14 protein-coding genes and 2 pseudogenes are annotated in these 17,113 nt (G+C 71.8%); 12 read left to right on the top strand and 4 right to left on the bottom strand.

Annotation, left to right across the window (positions count from 1 at the left end; translation table 11 throughout):
• A pseudogene (locus QMK28_RS10405) lies at nucleotides 1–784 on the bottom strand (hypothetical protein); the annotation flags it as partial.
• On the bottom strand, nucleotides 781–1,764 hold the full coding sequence (locus tag QMK28_RS10400) for an aldo/keto reductase (protein ID WP_326436773.1): 984 nt from the start codon (nucleotides 1,762–1,764) through the stop codon (nucleotides 781–783). The pseudogene QMK28_RS10405 and the gene QMK28_RS10400, both read right to left, overlap by 4 nt.
• Nucleotides 1,765–1,940: 176 nt before the next feature.
• On the opposite strand from QMK28_RS10400, the gene QMK28_RS10395 reads away from it, so the two are divergent.
• Together QMK28_RS10395 and QMK28_RS10390 are read left to right on the top strand one after the other, a co-directional pair.
• Nucleotides 1,941–2,990 carry an LLM class F420-dependent oxidoreductase gene (locus QMK28_RS10395; RefSeq protein ID WP_326436772.1) on the top strand — a complete coding sequence of 350 codons (1,050 nt, stop codon included), beginning with the start codon at nucleotides 1,941–1,943 and terminating at the stop codon, nucleotides 2,988–2,990.
• Nucleotides 2,991–3,296: 306 nt separating this feature from the next.
• A pseudogene (locus QMK28_RS10390) lies at nucleotides 3,297–3,493 on the top strand (ferritin-like domain-containing protein); the annotation flags it as partial.
• A gap of 2 nt (nucleotides 3,494–3,495) precedes the next feature.
• On the opposite strand, the gene corA reads toward QMK28_RS10390, so the two are convergent.
• The gene (corA, locus tag QMK28_RS10385; RefSeq protein WP_326436771.1) at nucleotides 3,496–4,488 is read right to left on the bottom strand and encodes a magnesium/cobalt transporter CorA; all 993 of its coding nucleotides are present in this window, start codon (nucleotides 4,486–4,488) and stop codon (nucleotides 3,496–3,498) included.
• 45 nt (nucleotides 4,489–4,533) lie between these two features.
• Here corA and QMK28_RS10380 point away from each other — a divergent pair, with 45 nt between their 5' ends.
• From QMK28_RS10380 to QMK28_RS10360, 5 genes are all read left to right on the top strand, one after another.
• Nucleotides 4,534–5,250 (top strand): histidine phosphatase family protein, encoded by a 717-nt coding sequence (locus QMK28_RS10380; protein ID WP_326436770.1) that lies wholly within the window; start codon nucleotides 4,534–4,536, stop codon nucleotides 5,248–5,250.
• Between the two features lie 117 nt (nucleotides 5,251–5,367).
• Nucleotides 5,368–5,958: a DUF3090 domain-containing protein gene (locus QMK28_RS10375; RefSeq protein WP_326436769.1), complete on the top strand. Its 591-nt coding sequence runs from the start codon at nucleotides 5,368–5,370 to the stop codon at nucleotides 5,956–5,958.
• Nucleotides 5,922–6,797: an SCO1664 family protein gene (locus tag QMK28_RS10370; RefSeq protein WP_326436768.1), complete on the top strand. Its 876-nt coding sequence runs from the start codon at nucleotides 5,922–5,924 to the stop codon at nucleotides 6,795–6,797. Before QMK28_RS10375 ends, QMK28_RS10370 begins: the two co-directional genes overlap by 37 nt.
• Before the next feature lie 109 nt (nucleotides 6,798–6,906).
• Nucleotides 6,907–8,136: a cysteine--1-D-myo-inosityl 2-amino-2-deoxy-alpha-D-glucopyranoside ligase gene (gene mshC, locus QMK28_RS10365; RefSeq protein WP_326436767.1), complete on the top strand. Its 1,230-nt coding sequence runs from the start codon at nucleotides 6,907–6,909 to the stop codon at nucleotides 8,134–8,136.
• Nucleotides 8,137–8,349: 213 nt separating this feature from the next.
• On the top strand, nucleotides 8,350–9,324 hold the full coding sequence (locus tag QMK28_RS10360) for an SMP-30/gluconolactonase/LRE family protein (RefSeq protein WP_326436766.1): 975 nt from the start codon (nucleotides 8,350–8,352) through the stop codon (nucleotides 9,322–9,324).
• 164 nt (nucleotides 9,325–9,488) lie between these two features.
• Here the strand turns inward: QMK28_RS10360 and QMK28_RS10355 are convergent, their stop codons facing one another.
• A complete protein-coding gene (locus QMK28_RS10355) occupies nucleotides 9,489–10,694 on the bottom strand; it encodes a PAC2 family protein (protein ID WP_326436765.1) in 1,206 nt (401 codons plus the stop codon).
• Nucleotides 10,695–10,958: 264 nt separating this feature from the next.
• Between QMK28_RS10355 and QMK28_RS10350 the strand changes: the two genes are divergently transcribed.
• The 5 genes from QMK28_RS10350 to QMK28_RS10330 are packed head-to-tail and all read left to right on the top strand — an operon-like array spanning nucleotide 10,959 to nucleotide 17,095.
• Nucleotides 10,959–12,455, top strand: coding sequence for an enolase C-terminal domain-like protein (locus QMK28_RS10350; protein ID WP_326436764.1), 1,497 nt, complete (start codon nucleotides 10,959–10,961; stop codon nucleotides 12,453–12,455).
• Entirely contained in the window at nucleotides 12,452–13,246 is a 795-nt protein-coding gene (locus QMK28_RS10345; protein WP_326436763.1) for an SDR family NAD(P)-dependent oxidoreductase, read from the top strand. The genes QMK28_RS10350 and QMK28_RS10345 overlap by 4 nt, the downstream gene beginning before the upstream one ends.
• A 32-nt stretch (nucleotides 13,247–13,278) precedes the next feature.
• Nucleotides 13,279–14,322, top strand: coding sequence for a sugar ABC transporter substrate-binding protein (locus QMK28_RS10340; protein WP_326436762.1), 1,044 nt, complete (start codon nucleotides 13,279–13,281; stop codon nucleotides 14,320–14,322).
• A 2-nt stretch (nucleotides 14,323–14,324) separates the two neighbouring features.
• Nucleotides 14,325–16,055, top strand: coding sequence for a sugar ABC transporter ATP-binding protein (locus QMK28_RS10335; protein WP_326436761.1), 1,731 nt, complete (start codon nucleotides 14,325–14,327; stop codon nucleotides 16,053–16,055).
• Nucleotides 16,052–17,095 (top strand): ABC transporter permease, encoded by a 1,044-nt coding sequence (locus QMK28_RS10330; protein WP_326436760.1) that lies wholly within the window; start codon nucleotides 16,052–16,054, stop codon nucleotides 17,093–17,095. The genes QMK28_RS10335 and QMK28_RS10330 overlap by 4 nt, the downstream gene beginning before the upstream one ends.
• The last annotated feature ends 18 nt before the right edge of the window (nucleotides 17,096–17,113 follow it).

Genomic DNA, 17,113 nt, shown 5'->3' with positions numbered 1-17,113 from the left:
GCGCTTCCGCGGCGGCCGAGCGGGCGGCGCTGCCCGCGTCGTTCGCGGGTTCCGTCCCCGCGGGGGCTTCGGCCGAGGTTTCCGCTCCGGCCCCGGCCGAGGTTTCCGCTCCGGCCCCGGCCGAGGTTTCCGCTCCGGCCCCGGCCGAGGTTTCCGCTCCGGCCCCGGCCGAGGCTTTCGCCCCGGCCCCGCCGTCTGCCTCTGCGGCCAGCCCGCCGGAGTCAGCTTCGCCGTCCGCGCCGTCCGCGCCGTCCGCGCCGTCCGCGCCGTCCGCGCCGTCCGCGCCGTCCGCGCCGTCCGCGCCGTCCGCGCCGTCCGCGGAGGCTTCGCTCGGCGCTGCGTCAGCCCCGTCGTCCTGGGTTGGGGTCCCCACGTCGGCTGCGGCACCGGATGCCGATTCGGCCAGTGCGGCCGGTGCGGCCGGGTCGCGGGGGAAAACACCGCTCTCGCCCTCGGGGCCCTCGCCCGGGGAGTCGGCGTTGCCGTCCGGCCCCGGCGTAGGAGACCCGGCGTCGCCCATCGGCTCGTCCGGGGCCGGTGACTCCGCCGGAGCCCCCGGGGATTCGTCCTGCGCGGCCTCGGAGACCTCACCCGACGCGCGCGCGGAACCGGAGTCGGAGTCCGGGGCCGAGCCGGAGCCCGAGCCCGCGCTGTCGTCCGGGCCATCGGCGCCTCCGGCGCCCCCCGTGCCGTCCGGCGGTGCGGGCTGCTCGGGGCTGAAGCCGGGCGCGGCCTCCTGCTCGGGCGCGGTAGCGGCTTCGCCGGCGAGAGGGTCGGTGCTCACAGCGTGCTCCAGTCCTGATCGGGATAACGGTGCACAGGCGCTGACACATCGTCCAGTGCCTGGCAGATCTCGTCAGGAAGGGTAAGGGCCTCCACTGACAATGCGGCGCGGAGCTGCCGCGCCGTGCGTGCGCCGACGATCGGCGCGACGACTCCGGGGCGGTCCCGGATCCAGGCGAGCGCGACGTGCAGCGGGGTCACCGCGAGGCCGTCGGCCGCGGTGGCGACGGCCTCGACGATGCGGCTCGCCGGTTCGTCGAGGTAGGGCTCGACGAAGGGCGCGAGCTGCTCGGAGGCGCCGCGCGAGTCCGGCGGGGTGGTGTGCCGGTACTTGGCCGTGAGCACACCGCGGCCGAGCGGGGAGGACGGAAGCAGGCCGACGCCCAGGTCGAGGGCGGCGGGCAGCACCTCCCGTTCGATGCCGCGCTGGAGCAGGGAGTACTCCATCTGGGTGCTCGCCAGCCGGGTGCGCGAGCCGGGCGCGGCGAGCTGCCAGGTGGCCGCCTTGGCGAGCTGCCAGCCGCAGAAGTTGGACACCCCGACATAGCGGGCGCGCCCGCTGCTGACGGCTATGTCCAGCGCTTGCAGCGTCTCGTCGAGCGGCGTGAGCGGGTCGAAGGCGTGCACCTGCCACAGGTCTACGTAGTCCGTGCCGAGCCGATCCAGGGAGGCGTCGAGCGCCGCGAGGAGATGGCCGCGGGAGCCGTCGAAGCGGTGGTCGGGGTCGGGGACGCTGCCCGCCTTGGTCGCGATGACCAGGTCCCGGCGCGGCACCAGGCTGTCCAGCAGTCGGCCCAGCAGATACTCCGAGCCGCCGTCCGCGTAGACGTCGGCGGTGTCGATCAGCGTGCCGCCGTTGTCCCGGAACACCTTGAGCTGATCGGCGGCGTCGTGCTCGCCGGTGTCCCGTGCCCAGGTGAGGGTGCCGAGCCCGATGCGCGACACGCGCAATCCGGTCCGGCCCAGGTGCCTTTGCTCCATGAACGCTGAGATTACTGGCGGACCGCCCGCCACCGGGGACCTGTGGACAACCGGTCCGGACAACGCCCGCCGACAACGGGCCCGGCGATCAGTTGTCCACAGGTCCCTGCCGTATCCCGGCCCGGCGCGCTACAGTCCGGGGACACAAACGTTACTGACCAGTAAGGGGAGCGGATATGCGGCTCGGGATCAACCTCGGCTACTGGGGCGCCGGGATGGACGCGGACAACCTGGCCGTCGCTCGTGAGGCCGACAAGCTCGGCTACGCGGTCTGCTGGGCGGCGGAGGCCTACGGCTCCGACGCTCCCACCGTGCTCGCCTGGGTGGCGGCGCAGACCGAGCGGATCGACGTCGGATCGGCGATCTTCCAGATCCCGGCCCGTGCGCCCGCGATGACGGCGATGACCGCCGCGACCCTCGACTCACTCTCCGGCGGCCGGTTCCGGCTCGGCCTCGGCGTATCGGGCCCGCAGGTCTCCGAGGGCTGGTACGGCGTCAAGTTCGACAAGCCGCTGGCCCGCACCCGCGAGTACGTCGAGATCGTCCGCAAGGCGATGACCCGCGAGCGGCTCACGCACGAGGGCGAGCACTGGACGCTGCCGCTCCCCGACGGCCCCGGCAAGCCGCTCAAGCTCACCGTGCACCCGGTGCGCGAGCACATCCCGCTCTACATCGCCGCGATCGGCCCGAAGAACCTCGAACAGACCGGCGAGATCGCCGACGGCGCGCTGCTCATCTTCTGCGCCGCCGAGCATGTCGAGGAGACCGCGCTGACCGCGATCCGCGCGGGCCGCGCGAAGGTCGGCAAGACGCTGGAGGGCTTCGACGTCGCGCCGACCCTCCCGATGGCGGTCGGCGACGACATCGACGCGCTGGCCGACATCTTCCGTCCGTACACCGCCCTGTACGTCGGCGGCATGGGCAGCCGTAAGCAGAACTTCTACAACAAGCTCGCGCAGCGCATGGGCTACGAGAAGGAAGCCGCGGAGATCCAGGACAAGTACCTGGCCGGCGACAAGAAGGGCGCCAGTGCGGCCGTGCCGCGCGAGCTGATCGACAAGACCAGCCTGCTCGGCCCGGTCGAGCGCATCGCCGACCGGCTGCGCGCCTACCAGGAGGCCGGGGTCACCACGCTGAACCTCGCCCCCGCCGGCTTCACCCTCGAAGAGCGGCTCACGAGCCTGCGCGCGGGCGTCGAGGCGCTGGAGCGGGCCGACCTGGCCTGAAGCGCGGGGAAACCCCGGCGAAGCCGGGTTCCGGGCGGGTTGCGGGGGAGGCCCGGCAGGTTCCGGGGCAGACCCGGCGAAAGAAGTCTGCGGCCGTGGTGGGGGCTCGGGGGTCTTCCCCGCCACGGCCGTCACCATCACAACGCCCCACAGCCCGAGTGGTTACGCGCGCGGGCGGGTGCCGATGTCCTTCTTTCGGCTGAGATGACCGGCCTTTCAGCTGAGATGACCGACGCATCGCTTGCCTCACGCCGCACATCGCCCTTGACTTCTTCTTGGTGGACGCCCTGCACGGAGGTGGCAGTGATGCTCTCGGCCAGGAGTTTGTTCCAGGAGATTCTCGACGACGACGAGGCGTACCGGCTCTTCTGCTCCATCGCAGCGGCCGGAGAGGCGCAGGGGGCTGGGAGAACGGCAGGATCGCCGCTCTGGTACCTCCCGCGCAGCGCGCTCTGGCACCAAAGATCACCCGGCACGGCGCCGCTGACGCCGGGCACAGCCGTCCTCACAGCCAGCCGCGCCGCCTGAACATCCGGTGCAGCGCGACTTCGATGATCGCCATGGCGACGACGACCATCGGATATCCCCAGGTCCACCCCAGCTCCGGCATGTGCTTGAAGTTCATGCCGTAGATGCCGGCGACCATCGTCGGGGCGGCCGCCATCGCCGCCCACGCCGAGATCTTGCGCATGTCGTCGTTCTGCCGCACCCCCACCTGGGCGAGATGCGCCGCCAGGATGTCGGAGAGCAGCCGGTCCAGGCCCTCCACCTGCTCGTTCGCGCGCGTCAGGTGGTCGCCCACGTCGCGGAAGAACGGCTGCGAGTGCTCGTGCACGAACGGCACGCCGGGGCTCATCAGCCGCGCCATCGGCTCCGCCAGCGGGCTGCTCGACCGGCGGAATTCGAGGGCCTGGCGCTTGAAGGCGTAAATCTGACTCGCGGTGTTCTTCGCGCCGCCGCCGTCCGGGCTGAAGACCTCCGCCTCCAGCTCGTCCAGATCCTCGTGCAGCTCGGCGGCGACCTCCAGGTAGTGGTCCACGACGGCGTCCGAGACCGCGTACATCACGGCCGTCGGACCGTGCTGGAGCACCTCCGGGCTGTGCTCCAGCCGCTCGCGCACCGCGCTCAGCGGATTGGCCTCGCCATGCCGCACGGTGACGACGAAGGAGTCGCCGACGAAGACCATCAGCTCGCCCGCGGTCACGCTGCCGTCGGCGTCGTCGTAGAGCACCGGCTTGAGGACCAGGAACAGCGAGTCGTCGTAGATCTCCAGCTTGGGCCGCTGGTGGGCGGCCAGGGCGTCTTCGACGGCCAGCGGGTGCAGGCCGAACTCGCTGGTCACCAGGTTGAGCTCGTCCTCGGTCGGCTCGTGCAGCCCGATCCACAGAAAGGAGTCCCCGGCGGCCCTGGCCTGATCCAGGGCATCGGAGAAGTCGGCGGGGCCTTCGGTACGGCTCCCGGCCTTGTAGATGGCGCAGTCCACGATCACGCCGGACATTGTCGCCTGATCCCGCGCGATCACACCACCACTACGCTGGCGGGCATGCCTACGCTGATACTCGTCCGGCACGGCCGGTCGACCGCCAACACCGAGGGACTGCTCGCCGGCTGGACCCCCGGCGTCGCTCTGGACGAACGCGGTGCCGCGCAGGCCGCGGGGCTGCCCGGCCGGCTGGCCGGACTCCCGCTGGCCGCGGCCGTCGCCAGCCCGCTGCAACGCTGCCAGGAGACCCTCGCGCCGCTGCTCGCGGCCCGCCCGGAACTGCCCTTCCACAGCGACGAGCGGATCGGCGAGTGCGACTACGGGGACTGGTCGAACCGCAAGCTCGCCGAGCTGAGCGACGAACCGCTGATGACCGTCGTGCAGCAGCACGCGTCCGCGGCCGCCTTCCCCGGCGGCGAGTCGCTGCGCGCGATGCAGGCCCGCGCGGTCGAGGCGGTGCGCGGCTGGAACGAGCGGATCGAGGCCGAGCACGGCGCCGACGCGGTCTATCTGATGTGCTCGCACGGCGACATCATCAAGGCGATCGTCGCCGACGCCCTGGGCATGCACCTCGACCTCTTCCAGCGCATCGCGGTCGAACCCTGCTCGGTCACCGCGATCCGCTACACCCCGCTGCGCCCCTACCTGATCCGGCTGGGGGACACCGGCGAGCTCGGCGGCCTGGCGCCCCACGAGGTGCCCGGCGGGTCGTCCGAGGGGTCCTCCGGCGGGTCCTGCGACGACGCGGTGGTGGGCGGTGGCGCGGGCGCACCGTGATCCACGTGGGCAGTAGGGTGGTGCGACGGCGCGGCCCCAGGCGCGACCCAGCTCGTGACGGGCCACGCCGGTGAACGAGAAATCGAGATCCAGCAATCGACCCCGAGGGAGAAGGAAGTGTCCCGTCAGGTGTTCCTTTACGACCCGCCGGACCGCTTCGTCGCCGGCACGGTCGGGCTCCCTGGCCGCCGGACCTTCTTCCTCCAGGCGTCGGGGTCGGGCCGTACGACCAGCGTCGCTCTGGAGAAGGCACAGGTCGAGGCGCTCGCCGAGCGGATAGACGAACTGCTGGACGAGGTGGTCCGCCGCACCGGCGGCAACGCGCCCGTCCCGGCCGTGGCGCCCGTCGAAGTCGCCGACACCGCACCGCTGAGTGCCCCCGTGGACGAGGAGTTCCGGGTCGGCACGATGGCGCTCGCCTGGGACGGCGAGGAGCAGCGGATGGTCGTCGAGGCGCAGGCTCTCGTCGAGCTCGACGCGGACTCCGAGGAGGACCTCGCGGCGGCCGAGGAGCGGCTGATGCAGGACGACGTCAACGGCCCGCCGATGCTGCGGGTGCGGCTGACCGGCGCGATGGCGCGGGCGTTCGCCAAGCGCGCCCTCGACGTGGTCAACGCCGGGCGTCCGCCGTGTCCGCTGTGCAGCCTGCCGCTCGACCCGGAAGGACATGTATGTCCGCGCCAGAACGGATACCGCCGCGAGGTATGACCGTCGGTGAGCCGCTCGCGGCGGACGAGTCCGCGGCGGCGTACGAGCTGCTGGCGCGCGGTGAACTGACCGTCAGGTCACGGATCGGGGAGGCGTCCAACGCCGTCCTGTACTGCACGGTCGAGCACCGGGGCCGCAGCGCCGCGTGCGTCTACAAGCCGGTCGCGGGGGAGCGCCCGCTGTGGGACTTCCCCGACGGCACCCTGGCCCGGCGCGAGGTCGCCGCCTATGAGGTCTCGCTCGCCACCGGCTGGGGCCTGATCCCGCCCACGGTGCTGCGCGACGGGCCGTACGGCGAGGGCATGTGCCAGCTGTGGATCGAGACCGAGGGCGACGGGATCGGCGACGGCAGCGGCGGCGAGCTGCTGGCGCTGCTGGAGACCGAGGAGCCGGGTCCCGGCTGGAAGGCGATCGCCTTCGCCGAGGTCGGCGAGGGCCGCACCGCGCTGCTGGTGCACGCGGACGACACCCGGCTGCGCCGGCTCGCCGTGCTCGACGCGGTGATCAACAACGCCGACCGCAAGGGCGGCCATCTGCTGCCCACCGGCGACAGCCGGCTCTATGCGATCGATCACGGTGTGACCTTCAACGCGGAGGACAAGCTGCGCACCCTGCTGTGGGGCTGGGCGGGCGAACCTCTCTCGGAGGAAGCAGTCGAGGTGCTGGGTCGTCTTTCGGCCGACCTGGCCGACGAGGGCCCCCTCGCCGCCCGACTGGCCGAATTGCTCACCGCCGCCGAGGTCGAGGCCGTCCGCACCCGGGTCGCCGCTCTGCTGGACACCGGCCGGCACCCGGTGCCGAGCGGCCAGTGGCCCGCGATTCCGTGGCCGCCGCTCTGAGCGGAAACGCTTCCGCGCGGCCCCGCAAGACCGCCGATCCGGACAGCGATCCGGACAGCCGACCAGGTCCGGTTCGTATCCGGAAGCCGCGTCCGGTTACGCTCAAGGCATGTATGCCTGGCCCGCTTCTGAGGTACCCGCCCTGCCTGGCAGTGGCCGCGACCTCCGGATCCACGACACCGCGACCGCTGGACGAGTGACCCTCGCCCCCGGTCCCGTCGCCCGAATCTACGTATGCGGCATCACGCCGTACGACGCTACCCATATGGGACACGCGGCGACCTATAACGCGTTCGACCTCGTGCAACGCGTGTGGCTCGACACGAAGCGGCAGGTGCATTACGTCCAGAACGTGACCGATGTCGACGACCCGCTGCTGGAGCGGGCTGTGGCGACCGGCGTGGACTGGGCAGCGCTCGCCGAGCGGGAGACCGCCTTGTTCCGTGAGGACATGACGGCCCTGCGGATGCTCCCGCCGCAGCAGTACATCGGCGCCGTCGAGGCGATACCGGGCATCGTGCCGCTGGTCGAGCGGCTGCGTGACGCCGGTGCGGCCTATGAGCTGGGCCGCGACGTCTACTTCTCCGTCGACTCCGACCCGGCCTTCGGCGGGGTCTCGAATCTGGACGCCGAGGCGATGCGGATCCTGTCCGCCGAGCGCGGCGGCGACCCGGACCGTCCGGGCAAGAAGAACCCGCTCGACCCGATGCTGTGGATGGCCGCGCGCGAGGGCGAGCCCAGCTGGGACGGCGCTTCGCTCGGCCAGGGACGCCCCGGCTGGCACATCGAGTGTGTGGCCATCGCGCTGGACCACCTGGGGATGGGCTTCGACGTCCAGGGCGGCGGCTCCGACCTCGCCTTCCCGCACCACGAGATGGGCGCTTCGCACGCCCAGGCGCTGACCGGCGAGCACCCGTTCGCCAAGACCTATGTGCACGCGGGCATGGTCGGCCTGAACGGCGAGAAGATGTCCAAATCCAAGGGCAACCTCGTCTTCGTCTCCACGACCCGCAGGAACGGCGTCGACCCGGCGGCGATCCGGCTCGCGCTGCTCGCCAACCACTACCGCGCCGACTGGGAGTGGACGGACACCGTCCTGGACGAGGCCGTCGCGCGCCTCGCCCGCTGGCGCGCCGCCGTCTCCCGGCCCGACGGGCTGCCCGCCGAAGCGCTGCTGGAGGAGATCCGCGAAGCCCTCGCGGACGACCTCGACTCCCCGAAGGCGCTGGCCGCCGTCGACCGCTGGGCGCTGGCCCAGACGTCCGGCGACGGTACGGACGAGGGGGCGCCGGGTCTGGCCTCGCGCGCCGTCGACGCGCTCCTCGGGGTCGCGCTCTGAGCCGTCGGCCCGTCTGACCCGACAACGCCCGAGCGGCGAATCGCGCCGCTGCTCAGGAAACGACGCCCGTATTGGGGCGCTCCCCGCACCGGTGGAGCGCCCCAATTCGCTTGTGGAGAGATGCTGGTGCGCGGCGCTGGGGCGGAAGTGCTGTGTTGAGGTGGCTGGGTCGCAAGACCACTCATCGGCACTTGTCGGAAGGACGCTCACAGCATGGAAGGCTCCTTCGCACGTCGAAGACTCCTCGGCGCCGGCGCCGCACTGGGCGGCGCCGCGCTCCTCGGGCCGCTGGCGCGCACCGCCCAGGCGGCCCCAACCGCCCCACTGGACCGGTCGGGTGGCGGCTGGCCCACCACGATCGCCCTTCCGGACGGCTTCCAGCCGGAGGGCATCGCCATCGGCTCGGCCCCCTACGCCTACTTCGGCTCGCTCGCTGACGGCTCGGTCTACCGCGCGAGCCTGGCCACCGGCCGGGGCTCGGTGATCAGCCAGGGGCCGGGCACTCCCTCCGTCGGCCTCAAACTCGACCAGCGCGGGCGGCTGTTCATCGCGGGCGGCGACAGCCGCGAGATACGCGTCGTCGAGGTGCGCAGCGGGAAGATCCTCGCGACCTACCGGGTCGGCGCCGAGGGCGGCTTCGTCAACGATGTGATCCTCACGCCGGACGCAGCCTGGTTCACCGACTCGTTCCACGCCCAGCTGTACGTGCTGCCGCTGGGCCGCCACGGCGAGTTGCCCGCGCCGCGCGCGGTCCGCACGCTGCCGCTCACCGGGGAGTGGGTCCAGGGCGGCGACTTCACGGCGAACGGGATCGAGCGGACCCCGGACGGACGGGCCCTGCTCGTCGTCAACGCCTTCGCGGGCGCGTTCTTCCGGGTGGACCCGCGCAGCGGACGCGCCCGCAAGGTCCCGCACACCGGCCCGCCGCTGGTGAACGGCGACGGCGTGCTGCTGCTCGGCCGCACGATGTACGTCGTCCAGCAGGCGCAGAACGCGGTCGACGTGCTGCGGCTCGACAAGAGCGGGAGCAGCGGCGAGGCCGTCGCCAGGATCACCGACGCGCGCTTCCGCATCCCGACCACGGCCGCCGCGTACGGGAAGCGGATCTATCTGCCCAACGCCCGGTTCGACATCGAGACGCCGACGCCCACGACGACGTACGAGGCGGTCGCGGTCCGCGGGGTCTGAACCGGGCCCGGCCGCGCGGACGGCGGGCCGGGCGACGCGGAGTGCGGAACGGCCGCCGTGCACGCCCTGGAGGCTGTGCACGGCGGCCGTGTCGTGTCCTGCGGACGTCGGTCCTGCGGACGTCGCCGTCGGTCCCGGTGGTCCCGTGGTTTCGGGACCCGGGCTCAGTCGTCGCTCTCGGGCTCGTCCGGTGCGGGTTTCTCCGGCGCCGGCTTTTCCGCCGAGGGCTTGTCCACCGTGGATTTCTCCGGTGCGGGTCGGTCCGCCGAGGCGCTGCCCGTGGTGTGCTCGTCCGTCGTGTGCCTGTCCGGAGCGGTCGTTTCCGATGCCGCCCCAGGTGCCGCTTCGTCGGTCGTGCCGGGCGTCGCCTCGTCCGGCTGTGCGGGCTCCTCGGAGCGCGCGGGCTCGTCCTTCGCCGCCGGCTTCGACGGCCGGGTCCGGCCGCTGGAGGAGTCGCGGAGATACGCGCCGGGCTCCCGGCCGTCGGTCGTGCCCAGATCCGTCGCGTGCCCGCCGGGGCCGGGCCCCGGCTGGTCGCGGCGGCGCAGATAGCGCTCGAATTCCCGGGCGATGGCCTCGCCCGAGGCTTCGGGCAGCTCGGCGGTGTCCCGCGCCTCCTCCAGCGACTGGACGTACTCGGCCACCTCGCTGTCCTCGGCGGCCAGCTGGTCGACGCCGACCTGCCAGGCCCGCGCGTCCTCGGCCAGTTCGCCGAGCGGGATGCGCAGACCGATGAGGTCCTCGAGCCGGTTGAGCAGGGCCAGCGTCGCCTTCGGGTTGGGCGGCTGCGAGACGTAGTGCGGAACGGCCGCCCACAGGCTCACCGCCGGGACGCCCGCGTGGGTGCAGGCTTCCTGCAGGATGCCGACGATGCCGGTCGGCCCCTCGTAGCGGGTCTCCTCCAGGTCCATGGTCTGCGCCAGCTCCGGGTCGGAGGTGACGCCGCTGACCGGGACCGGCCGGGTGTGCGGGGTGTCGCCGAGCAACGCGCCCAGGATCACCACCATCTCCACGCCCAGCTCATGGGCGAAGCCCAGGATCTCGTTGCAGAACGAGCGCCAGCGCATGCTCGGTTCGATCCCGCGCACCAGGACCAGATCGCGCGGCTTGGCGCCGCCGATCCGGATCACCGAGAGCCGGGTCGTCGGCCAAGTGATCTTGCGGACCCCGTTGTCGAGGAACACCGTCGGCCGGTTGACCTGGAAGTCGTAGTAGTCCTCGGCGTCCAGCGCCGCGAAAGTCTCGCCCTTCCACTCCCGGTCGAGGTGTTCGACAGCTGCGGAGGCGGCGTCACCGGCGTCGTTCCAGCCTTCGAAGCTGCAGACCATGACCGGGTCGACAAGCTCGGGAACCCCCTCCAGCTCGATCACCCAGCGCCTCCTTCCGACCGGTGCGCTCCCCGCGGATCGTCACCGGCTGCAGTTCCCATTGCGTGCGCCTTCAGACTACGGCTTCCGGGGCACCGCTCTGCAGCCCCTGTACACGGACGAGTGCTGAAACATTCGTTGATTCATCCGATCTGTGATCGCGACGAGATCACTTAAGTTCGGCCACACCCCTGGACGGCTGGCACCAGTCGGCGCTATACATCGGATGACCAGTAAAGGTCCGATGTTCTTCCGGCAGGGGTGTGCATGAGTCCGACCGTCCTCGATGTCGAGGTTCTCGACATCCGCTTCCCCACCTCGGAACAGCTCGACGGCTCGGACGCGATGAATCCCGACCCCGACTACTCCGCCGCGTATGTGGTGCTGCGCACCGACGCCCCGCGCGACCCGCACGCCCCCGGCGGCCTCCCCCAGGACGGCCCCTTCCACGAGGGGCACGGCTTCTGCTTCACCATCGGCCGGGGCAACGACGTCATGGCGGCCGCCATCGGCGCGCTGCGCCCCTTCGTCGTCGGCCGCCCGGTCCCGCGTACCGCCGCCGACCTGGCCGGACTGCACCGCGAGCTGACCCACGACTCGCAGCTGCGCTGGCTCGGCCCGGAGAAGGGCGTGATCCACATGGCGGCCGGCGCGGTCGTCAACGCGGCCTGGGACCTGGCCGCCCGGCAGGCCGGGCAGCCGGTCTGGGAGTTCCTCGCGTCCATGACACCCGAGGAACTGGTCGGTCTGGTCGACTTCCGCTATCTCTCCGACGCCCTCAGCCCCGACGAGGCGCTCGCCATCCTGCGCGCCGCCGAGCCGGGCCGCGCCGAGCGGGCCGAGCGGCTGCGCGAGCGCGGCTACCCCGCCTACACCACCTCGCCCGGCTGGCTCGGCTACTCCGACGAGAAGCTCGCCGGACTCGCCAGACAGGCCGTCGCCGACGGCTTCGGGCAGATCAAGCTCAAGGTCGGCGGCGACCTCGACGACGACGTCCGGCGGCTGCGGCTGGCCCGCGAGTGCGTCGGCCCCGGCATCCGGATCGCCGTCGACGCCAACCAGCGCTGGGACGTGGCCGAGGCGCTGCGCTGGATGCGCGCCCTCGCGCCGTACGAACCGCACTGGATCGAGGAACCGACCAGCCCCGACGACATCCTCGGCCACGCCGCGATCCGCGCGGGGCAGCCGGTCAAGGTCGCCACCGGCGAGCACGTCGCCAACCGGGTCGTCTTCAAACAGCTGTTGCAGGCCGGTGCGGTGGATTTCGTGCAGATCGACGCGGCGCGGGTCGCCGGGGTCAACGAGAACCTCGCGATCCTGCTGCTCGCGGCGAAGTACGGGGTGCCGGTGTGCCCGCACGCGGGTGGCGTCGGGCTGTGCGAACTCGTCCAGCACCTCGCCATGTTCGACTTCGTCGCGGTCTCCGGCAGCTGGGACGACCGCGTGATCGAATACGTCGACCATCTGCACGAGCACTTCTGCGACCCCGTCGTCATCGAGAACGGCCGCTACCGCGCCCCGGCCACGCCCGGCTTCTCCGCCCGGATGCGCCCCGAATCGATGGCCGCGCACAGTTATCCGGACGGGCCCGTCTGGCGGACGAGGGTCACGGCGGGGATTGCGGACAGCACGGCTCGTACTCCGGGAGCACTGACCTCACGCGCATCGCGCACCGCATCGCGCACCACGGAAGAAGCATCGCGCACCACGGAAGAAGCAGCCGTCGCGGGAGCAGCCCCCGCGGGACAGGAGACGAACGGATGACCCGCGCAGCCGAATTCGGCACGGGCAAGGACTTCGACGGGCTGGTCGCCCTGGTCACCGGCGGCGCCTCCGGCATCGGCGCCGCCACCGCCGCGCTGCTCCGCGACCGGGGCGCCCGCGTCGCCGTACTGGACCGCGACCCGAGCGGAGCCCCGCCCGGCACCCTGCCGATCAAGGCCGACGTCACCTCCGACGAGGGCGTACGCGCCGCCGTCGCCGAGGCCGTCGCCGAACTGGGCGCGCTGCACACGGTGGTGGGCAACGCGGGCATCGGGGCTCTCGGATCGGTCGAGGACAACTCCGATGCCGAGTGGCACCGGCTGCTCGACATCAACGTCCTCGGCCTGGTCCGCACCGCCCGCGCCGCCCTGCCGCACCTGCGGCGGGCCGCCGAGGACCGGCCGGGCTGCGTGTCGATCACCCACACCTGCTCCATCGCCGCCACCGCCGGGCTGCCGCAGCGCGCCGCGTACAGCGCCAGCAAGGGCGCGGTGCTGTCGCTGACCCTCGCGATGGCCGCCGACCACGTGCGCGAGGGCATCCGCGTCAACTGCGTCAACCCCGGCACCGCCGACACCCCCTGGATCGGCCGGCTGCTGGAGCGGACCGGCGACCCGGCGGCCGAGCGCGCCGCCCTGGAGGCCCGCCAGCCGGCCGGCCGGCTGGTCGCCGCCGAGGAGGTCGCCGCCGCCATCGCCTACCTGGCGAGCCCCGCCGCGGCAGCCGTCACCGGCACCGCGCTGGCCGTCGACGGCGGGATGCAGGGACTGCGCCTGCGCCCCGTCACCTGAAAAAGCCGCACGATTCGACGAAGGACGGGACGATGAGACTACGTACGACCGGAACGGCCGCCTGCGCCGTACTGCTCGCGGCGACCGCGCTCGCGGGCTGCAACCGTGAGAGCGACGGCGCGAAGCAAGGGGCCTCCGGCAAGGTCGGCATCGACATGCCGCGCACCGACAGCGACTTCTGGAACTCCTACAAGCAATACGTGGACAAGGGCGTCGACGACGGCGTCGTCTCCGCGCTGCCGCTGTCCAACTCGCAGAACGATGTGGGAAAGCTCGTCTCCAATGTGCAGTCCTTCACCGACCAGGGCGCCAAGGCGGTCGTGATGGCGCCGCAGGACACCGGCGCGATCTCCGCCACCCTGGAGCAGTTGGCCGCCAAGAAGATCCCGGTCATCAGCGTGGACACCCGCCCGGACAAGGGCGACGTCTACATGGTCGTCCGGGCCGACAACCGCGCGTACGGCGTGCAGGCCTGCGAGTACCTGGGCAAGCAGCTCAAGGGCGAGGGCAAGGTCGCCGAGTTCCAGGGGGACCTCAGCTCCATCAACGGCCGGGACCGCTCCAAGGCCTTCGCCTCCTGCATGAAGACCAAGTTCCCCAAGATCCGGGTCTTCGAGCTGCCCACGGAGTGGAAGGGCGAGGTGGCCTCCAGCAAGCTGCAGAGCACGCTCGCCGCGCACCCCGACGTCAAGGGCATCTACATGCAGGCCGGCGGAGTCTTCCTGCAGCCCACCCTGGCCCTGCTGGAGCAGAAGAAGCTGCTCAAGCCGACCGGTCAGAAGGGGCATATCACGATCATCTCGAACGACGGCATACCCGAGGAACTGGCCGCGATCCGGTCCGGGAAGATCGACGCGACGGTCTCGCAGCCCGCCGACCTCTACGCGAAGTACGCCCTGTACTACGCCCGGCAGGCACTGGCCGGGAAGAAATTCGAGCCGGGCCCCACCGACCACGATTCGAAGATCGTGAAGATCGCCAACGGCCTGGAGGACCAGCTGCCCGCCCCGCTGGTCACCAAGGCCAACGTGGACGACAAGAAGCTGTGGGCCAATCAGCTAGAGAAGAAGAAGTAGCGATGGCCGGCGTGCGGCAGCAGCCCGGGCATGTGCTCCGGGCGGAGGGCGTCACCAAGCGCTACGGGCCCACCCTCGCCCTCGACGGCGCACACCTGGCGGTCCGGCCGGGCGAGGCGCACGCGCTGGTGGGGCGCAACGGCGCGGGCAAATCCACCCTGGTCTCCGTCCTCACCGGGATGGAGCGGCCGGACGCGGGCGAGGTCACCTTCGGCGGGGAGGCCGCGCCCGGCTACGGGGACACCGCGGCCTGGCAGCGCAAGGTCGCCTGCGTCTACCAGAAATCGATGGTGGTGCCGGACCTGACAGTCGCGGAGAACCTCTACCTCAACAGGTTCCCTGGCTCGCGCACCATCCGCTGGCGCGCGCTGCGCGAGCGCGCCCGGGCTCTGCTCGCCGAATACGGCGTGGACATCGACCCCGCCGCCCGCACCAAGGACCTCACCGTCGAGCAGCGGCAGTTCGTGGAGATCGCGCGGGCGCTGTCCTTCGGCGCCCGCGCGATCATCCTGGACGAACCGACCGCGCGGCTCGACGCGGGCGGCATCGACCGGCTGTTCGCCAAGCTCCGGGAACTGCGCGAGCAGGGCGTCGCCTTCCTGTTCATCTCGCACCACTTGCAGGAGGTGTATGAACTCTGCGACACCGTCACGGTCTTCCGCGACGCGCGGCACGTCGTCACCACGCCGGTGGCCGGGCTCGCCAAGGCTGATCTGATCGCGGCGATGACGGGCGAGGGCGCGCAGCCGGCAGAGGGCGGCGGGTCATCGGCGACCGGCGCGCGGATGGTGAAGGGGCGCGTGCCGGCGGCAGGGAGCGCGGCGTCTAAAAGCGCGGCGGCGCTCGCCGGTTCGCCGGCCGATGCCGGCAGGGCGACCGGCCGGGACTCCCTGGCCGGCCCACGGGCCGGAGCCGGAGAACCGGTTCTGCGCCTCGAAGGGCTGGCCCTGGAGGGCGAGTACGAGCCGATCGACCTCGCCGTACGCCCCGGCGAGGTGCTGGGCCTGGCCGGAGCCACCGCGAGCGGCAACACGGCGATCGGGGAGACGGTGGCGGGCCTGCGGAAGGCCGGCGCGGGGCGGGTGAGCGTGCACGGCCAGGCCGTGCGGCCGGGGAGCGTGCCGCACGCCATCAGCGCCGGTATCGGGTATGTGCCCGAGGACCGCCATCGGCAGGGGCTCGTCCTGGGCCGCAGCGTGGCGGAGAACGCCACACTGACCGTCGCCGACCAGCTCGGCCCGTTCGGGACCGTACTGCCCTCCCGGACCAAGGCCTTCGCCAACCGCATGATCGCCTCGCTCGACATCAAGACCTCCGGTCCCGGCCAGCCGGTCAGCGGACTGTCCGGCGGAAACCAGCAGAAAGTCGTCGTCGCGCGGGCGCTCGCCCGCGACCCGAGCGTGCTCGTGGCGATCCGCCCGACCAACGGGGTGGACGTCAAGTCCAAGGACGCGCTGCTGGGCGTCGTCAGGGAGGTCGCGGCAGGCGGCAGCGCGGCCGTGATCGTCTCCGACGAACTGGACGACCTGCGGGTCTGCGACCGCGTGCTCGCGCTCTTCCACGGGCGGGTGGTCGCGGAATTCGGCAGCGGCTGGACCGACCGGGAACTGGTCGCCGCCATGGAAGGCGTGGCCGGGGCGGACGGCCACGACACGCCGGGGCATTCCCCGGGACCGTCCCCGGCCCACCCCTCAGACCGCTCTGCGCACGAACCGGAAGGTACGGAGTCATGACCGAGACCACACGGCCGCTCACCGCCGAGGTGGCACCCGAGCTGGGAAAAGCGCACCAGGGGCGCGCGTTCCGGATCGACTTCGCGCGCTGGCGCGATCTCTCGCTGGTGCCGGTGATCTTCGTGCTCGGGGTGATCGGCTTCATCGTCTCGCCCGCCTTCCTCACGTCCGACAACCTCATCGGGGTCGTCCAGCAGTCCACCGAGCTGGGGCTGCTGGTCCTCGGTGAGGCGCTGATCCTGATCAGCGGCCGGATGGACCTGTCCTTGGAGTCGACCATCGGGGTGGCCCCGGTGATCGCCATGTGGATGGTTCTTCCCTCACATGGAGAACGCTTCGCGGGCCTGGGCGCGTTGCCCGGCTGGACGGCCATCCCGATCTGTCTGGCCGTCGGCGCGCTGGTCGGGGTGATCAACGGCTTCCTGATCCTCAAGCTCAGGGTCAACGGCTTCATCGCGACCCTCGGCATGCTCACGATGCTGCGCGGCCTCCAGATCGGCATCTCCGAGGGCCAGTCGATCGTCAACGTCCCGGCCTCCTTCAGCTACTTGGGGAAGGCGCGCTGGCTCGGCGCCCCGGCCGCCGTCTGGATCTGCCTCGCGCTCTTCGCGCTCGGCGCGGCGGCGCTGGCCTATCTGCGGCACGGCCGCGCGCTGTACGCGATCGGCGGCAACCCGGAGGCCGCGAAGGCCGCCGGCATCCGGGTCGACCGGATCACCTGGATCGTGCTGTGCGTGGGCGGGGTGCTGGCGGCCTTCGCGGGCATCCTCTACACCGGGCACTACGGCTCGGTGTCCGCGACCCAGGGCAACGGCTGGATCTTCCAGGTGTTCGCCGCAGCGGTGATCGGCGGCATCAGTCTCAAGGGCGGCCGGGGCACCCTCTTCGGCGCTCTGACCGGCGTGTTGACGCTTCAGCTGGTGGTCAATGTGATGACGCTCGGCGGCGTCCCGGCGCTGTGGAACCAGTTCCTCAACGGCATGATCATCATCGTCGCGCTGATCATCTCGCGCTTCGCCAGCGGCGAGAAGCAGGACTGAGCAGGGCTGAAAGGACCC

The organism is Streptomyces sp. H27-D2 (assembly GCF_035828615.1).
In the GTDB taxonomy this organism is placed as follows: domain Bacteria; phylum Actinomycetota; class Actinomycetes; order Streptomycetales; family Streptomycetaceae; genus Streptomyces.
This window is presented reverse-complemented; position numbering and strand designations above follow the sequence as displayed.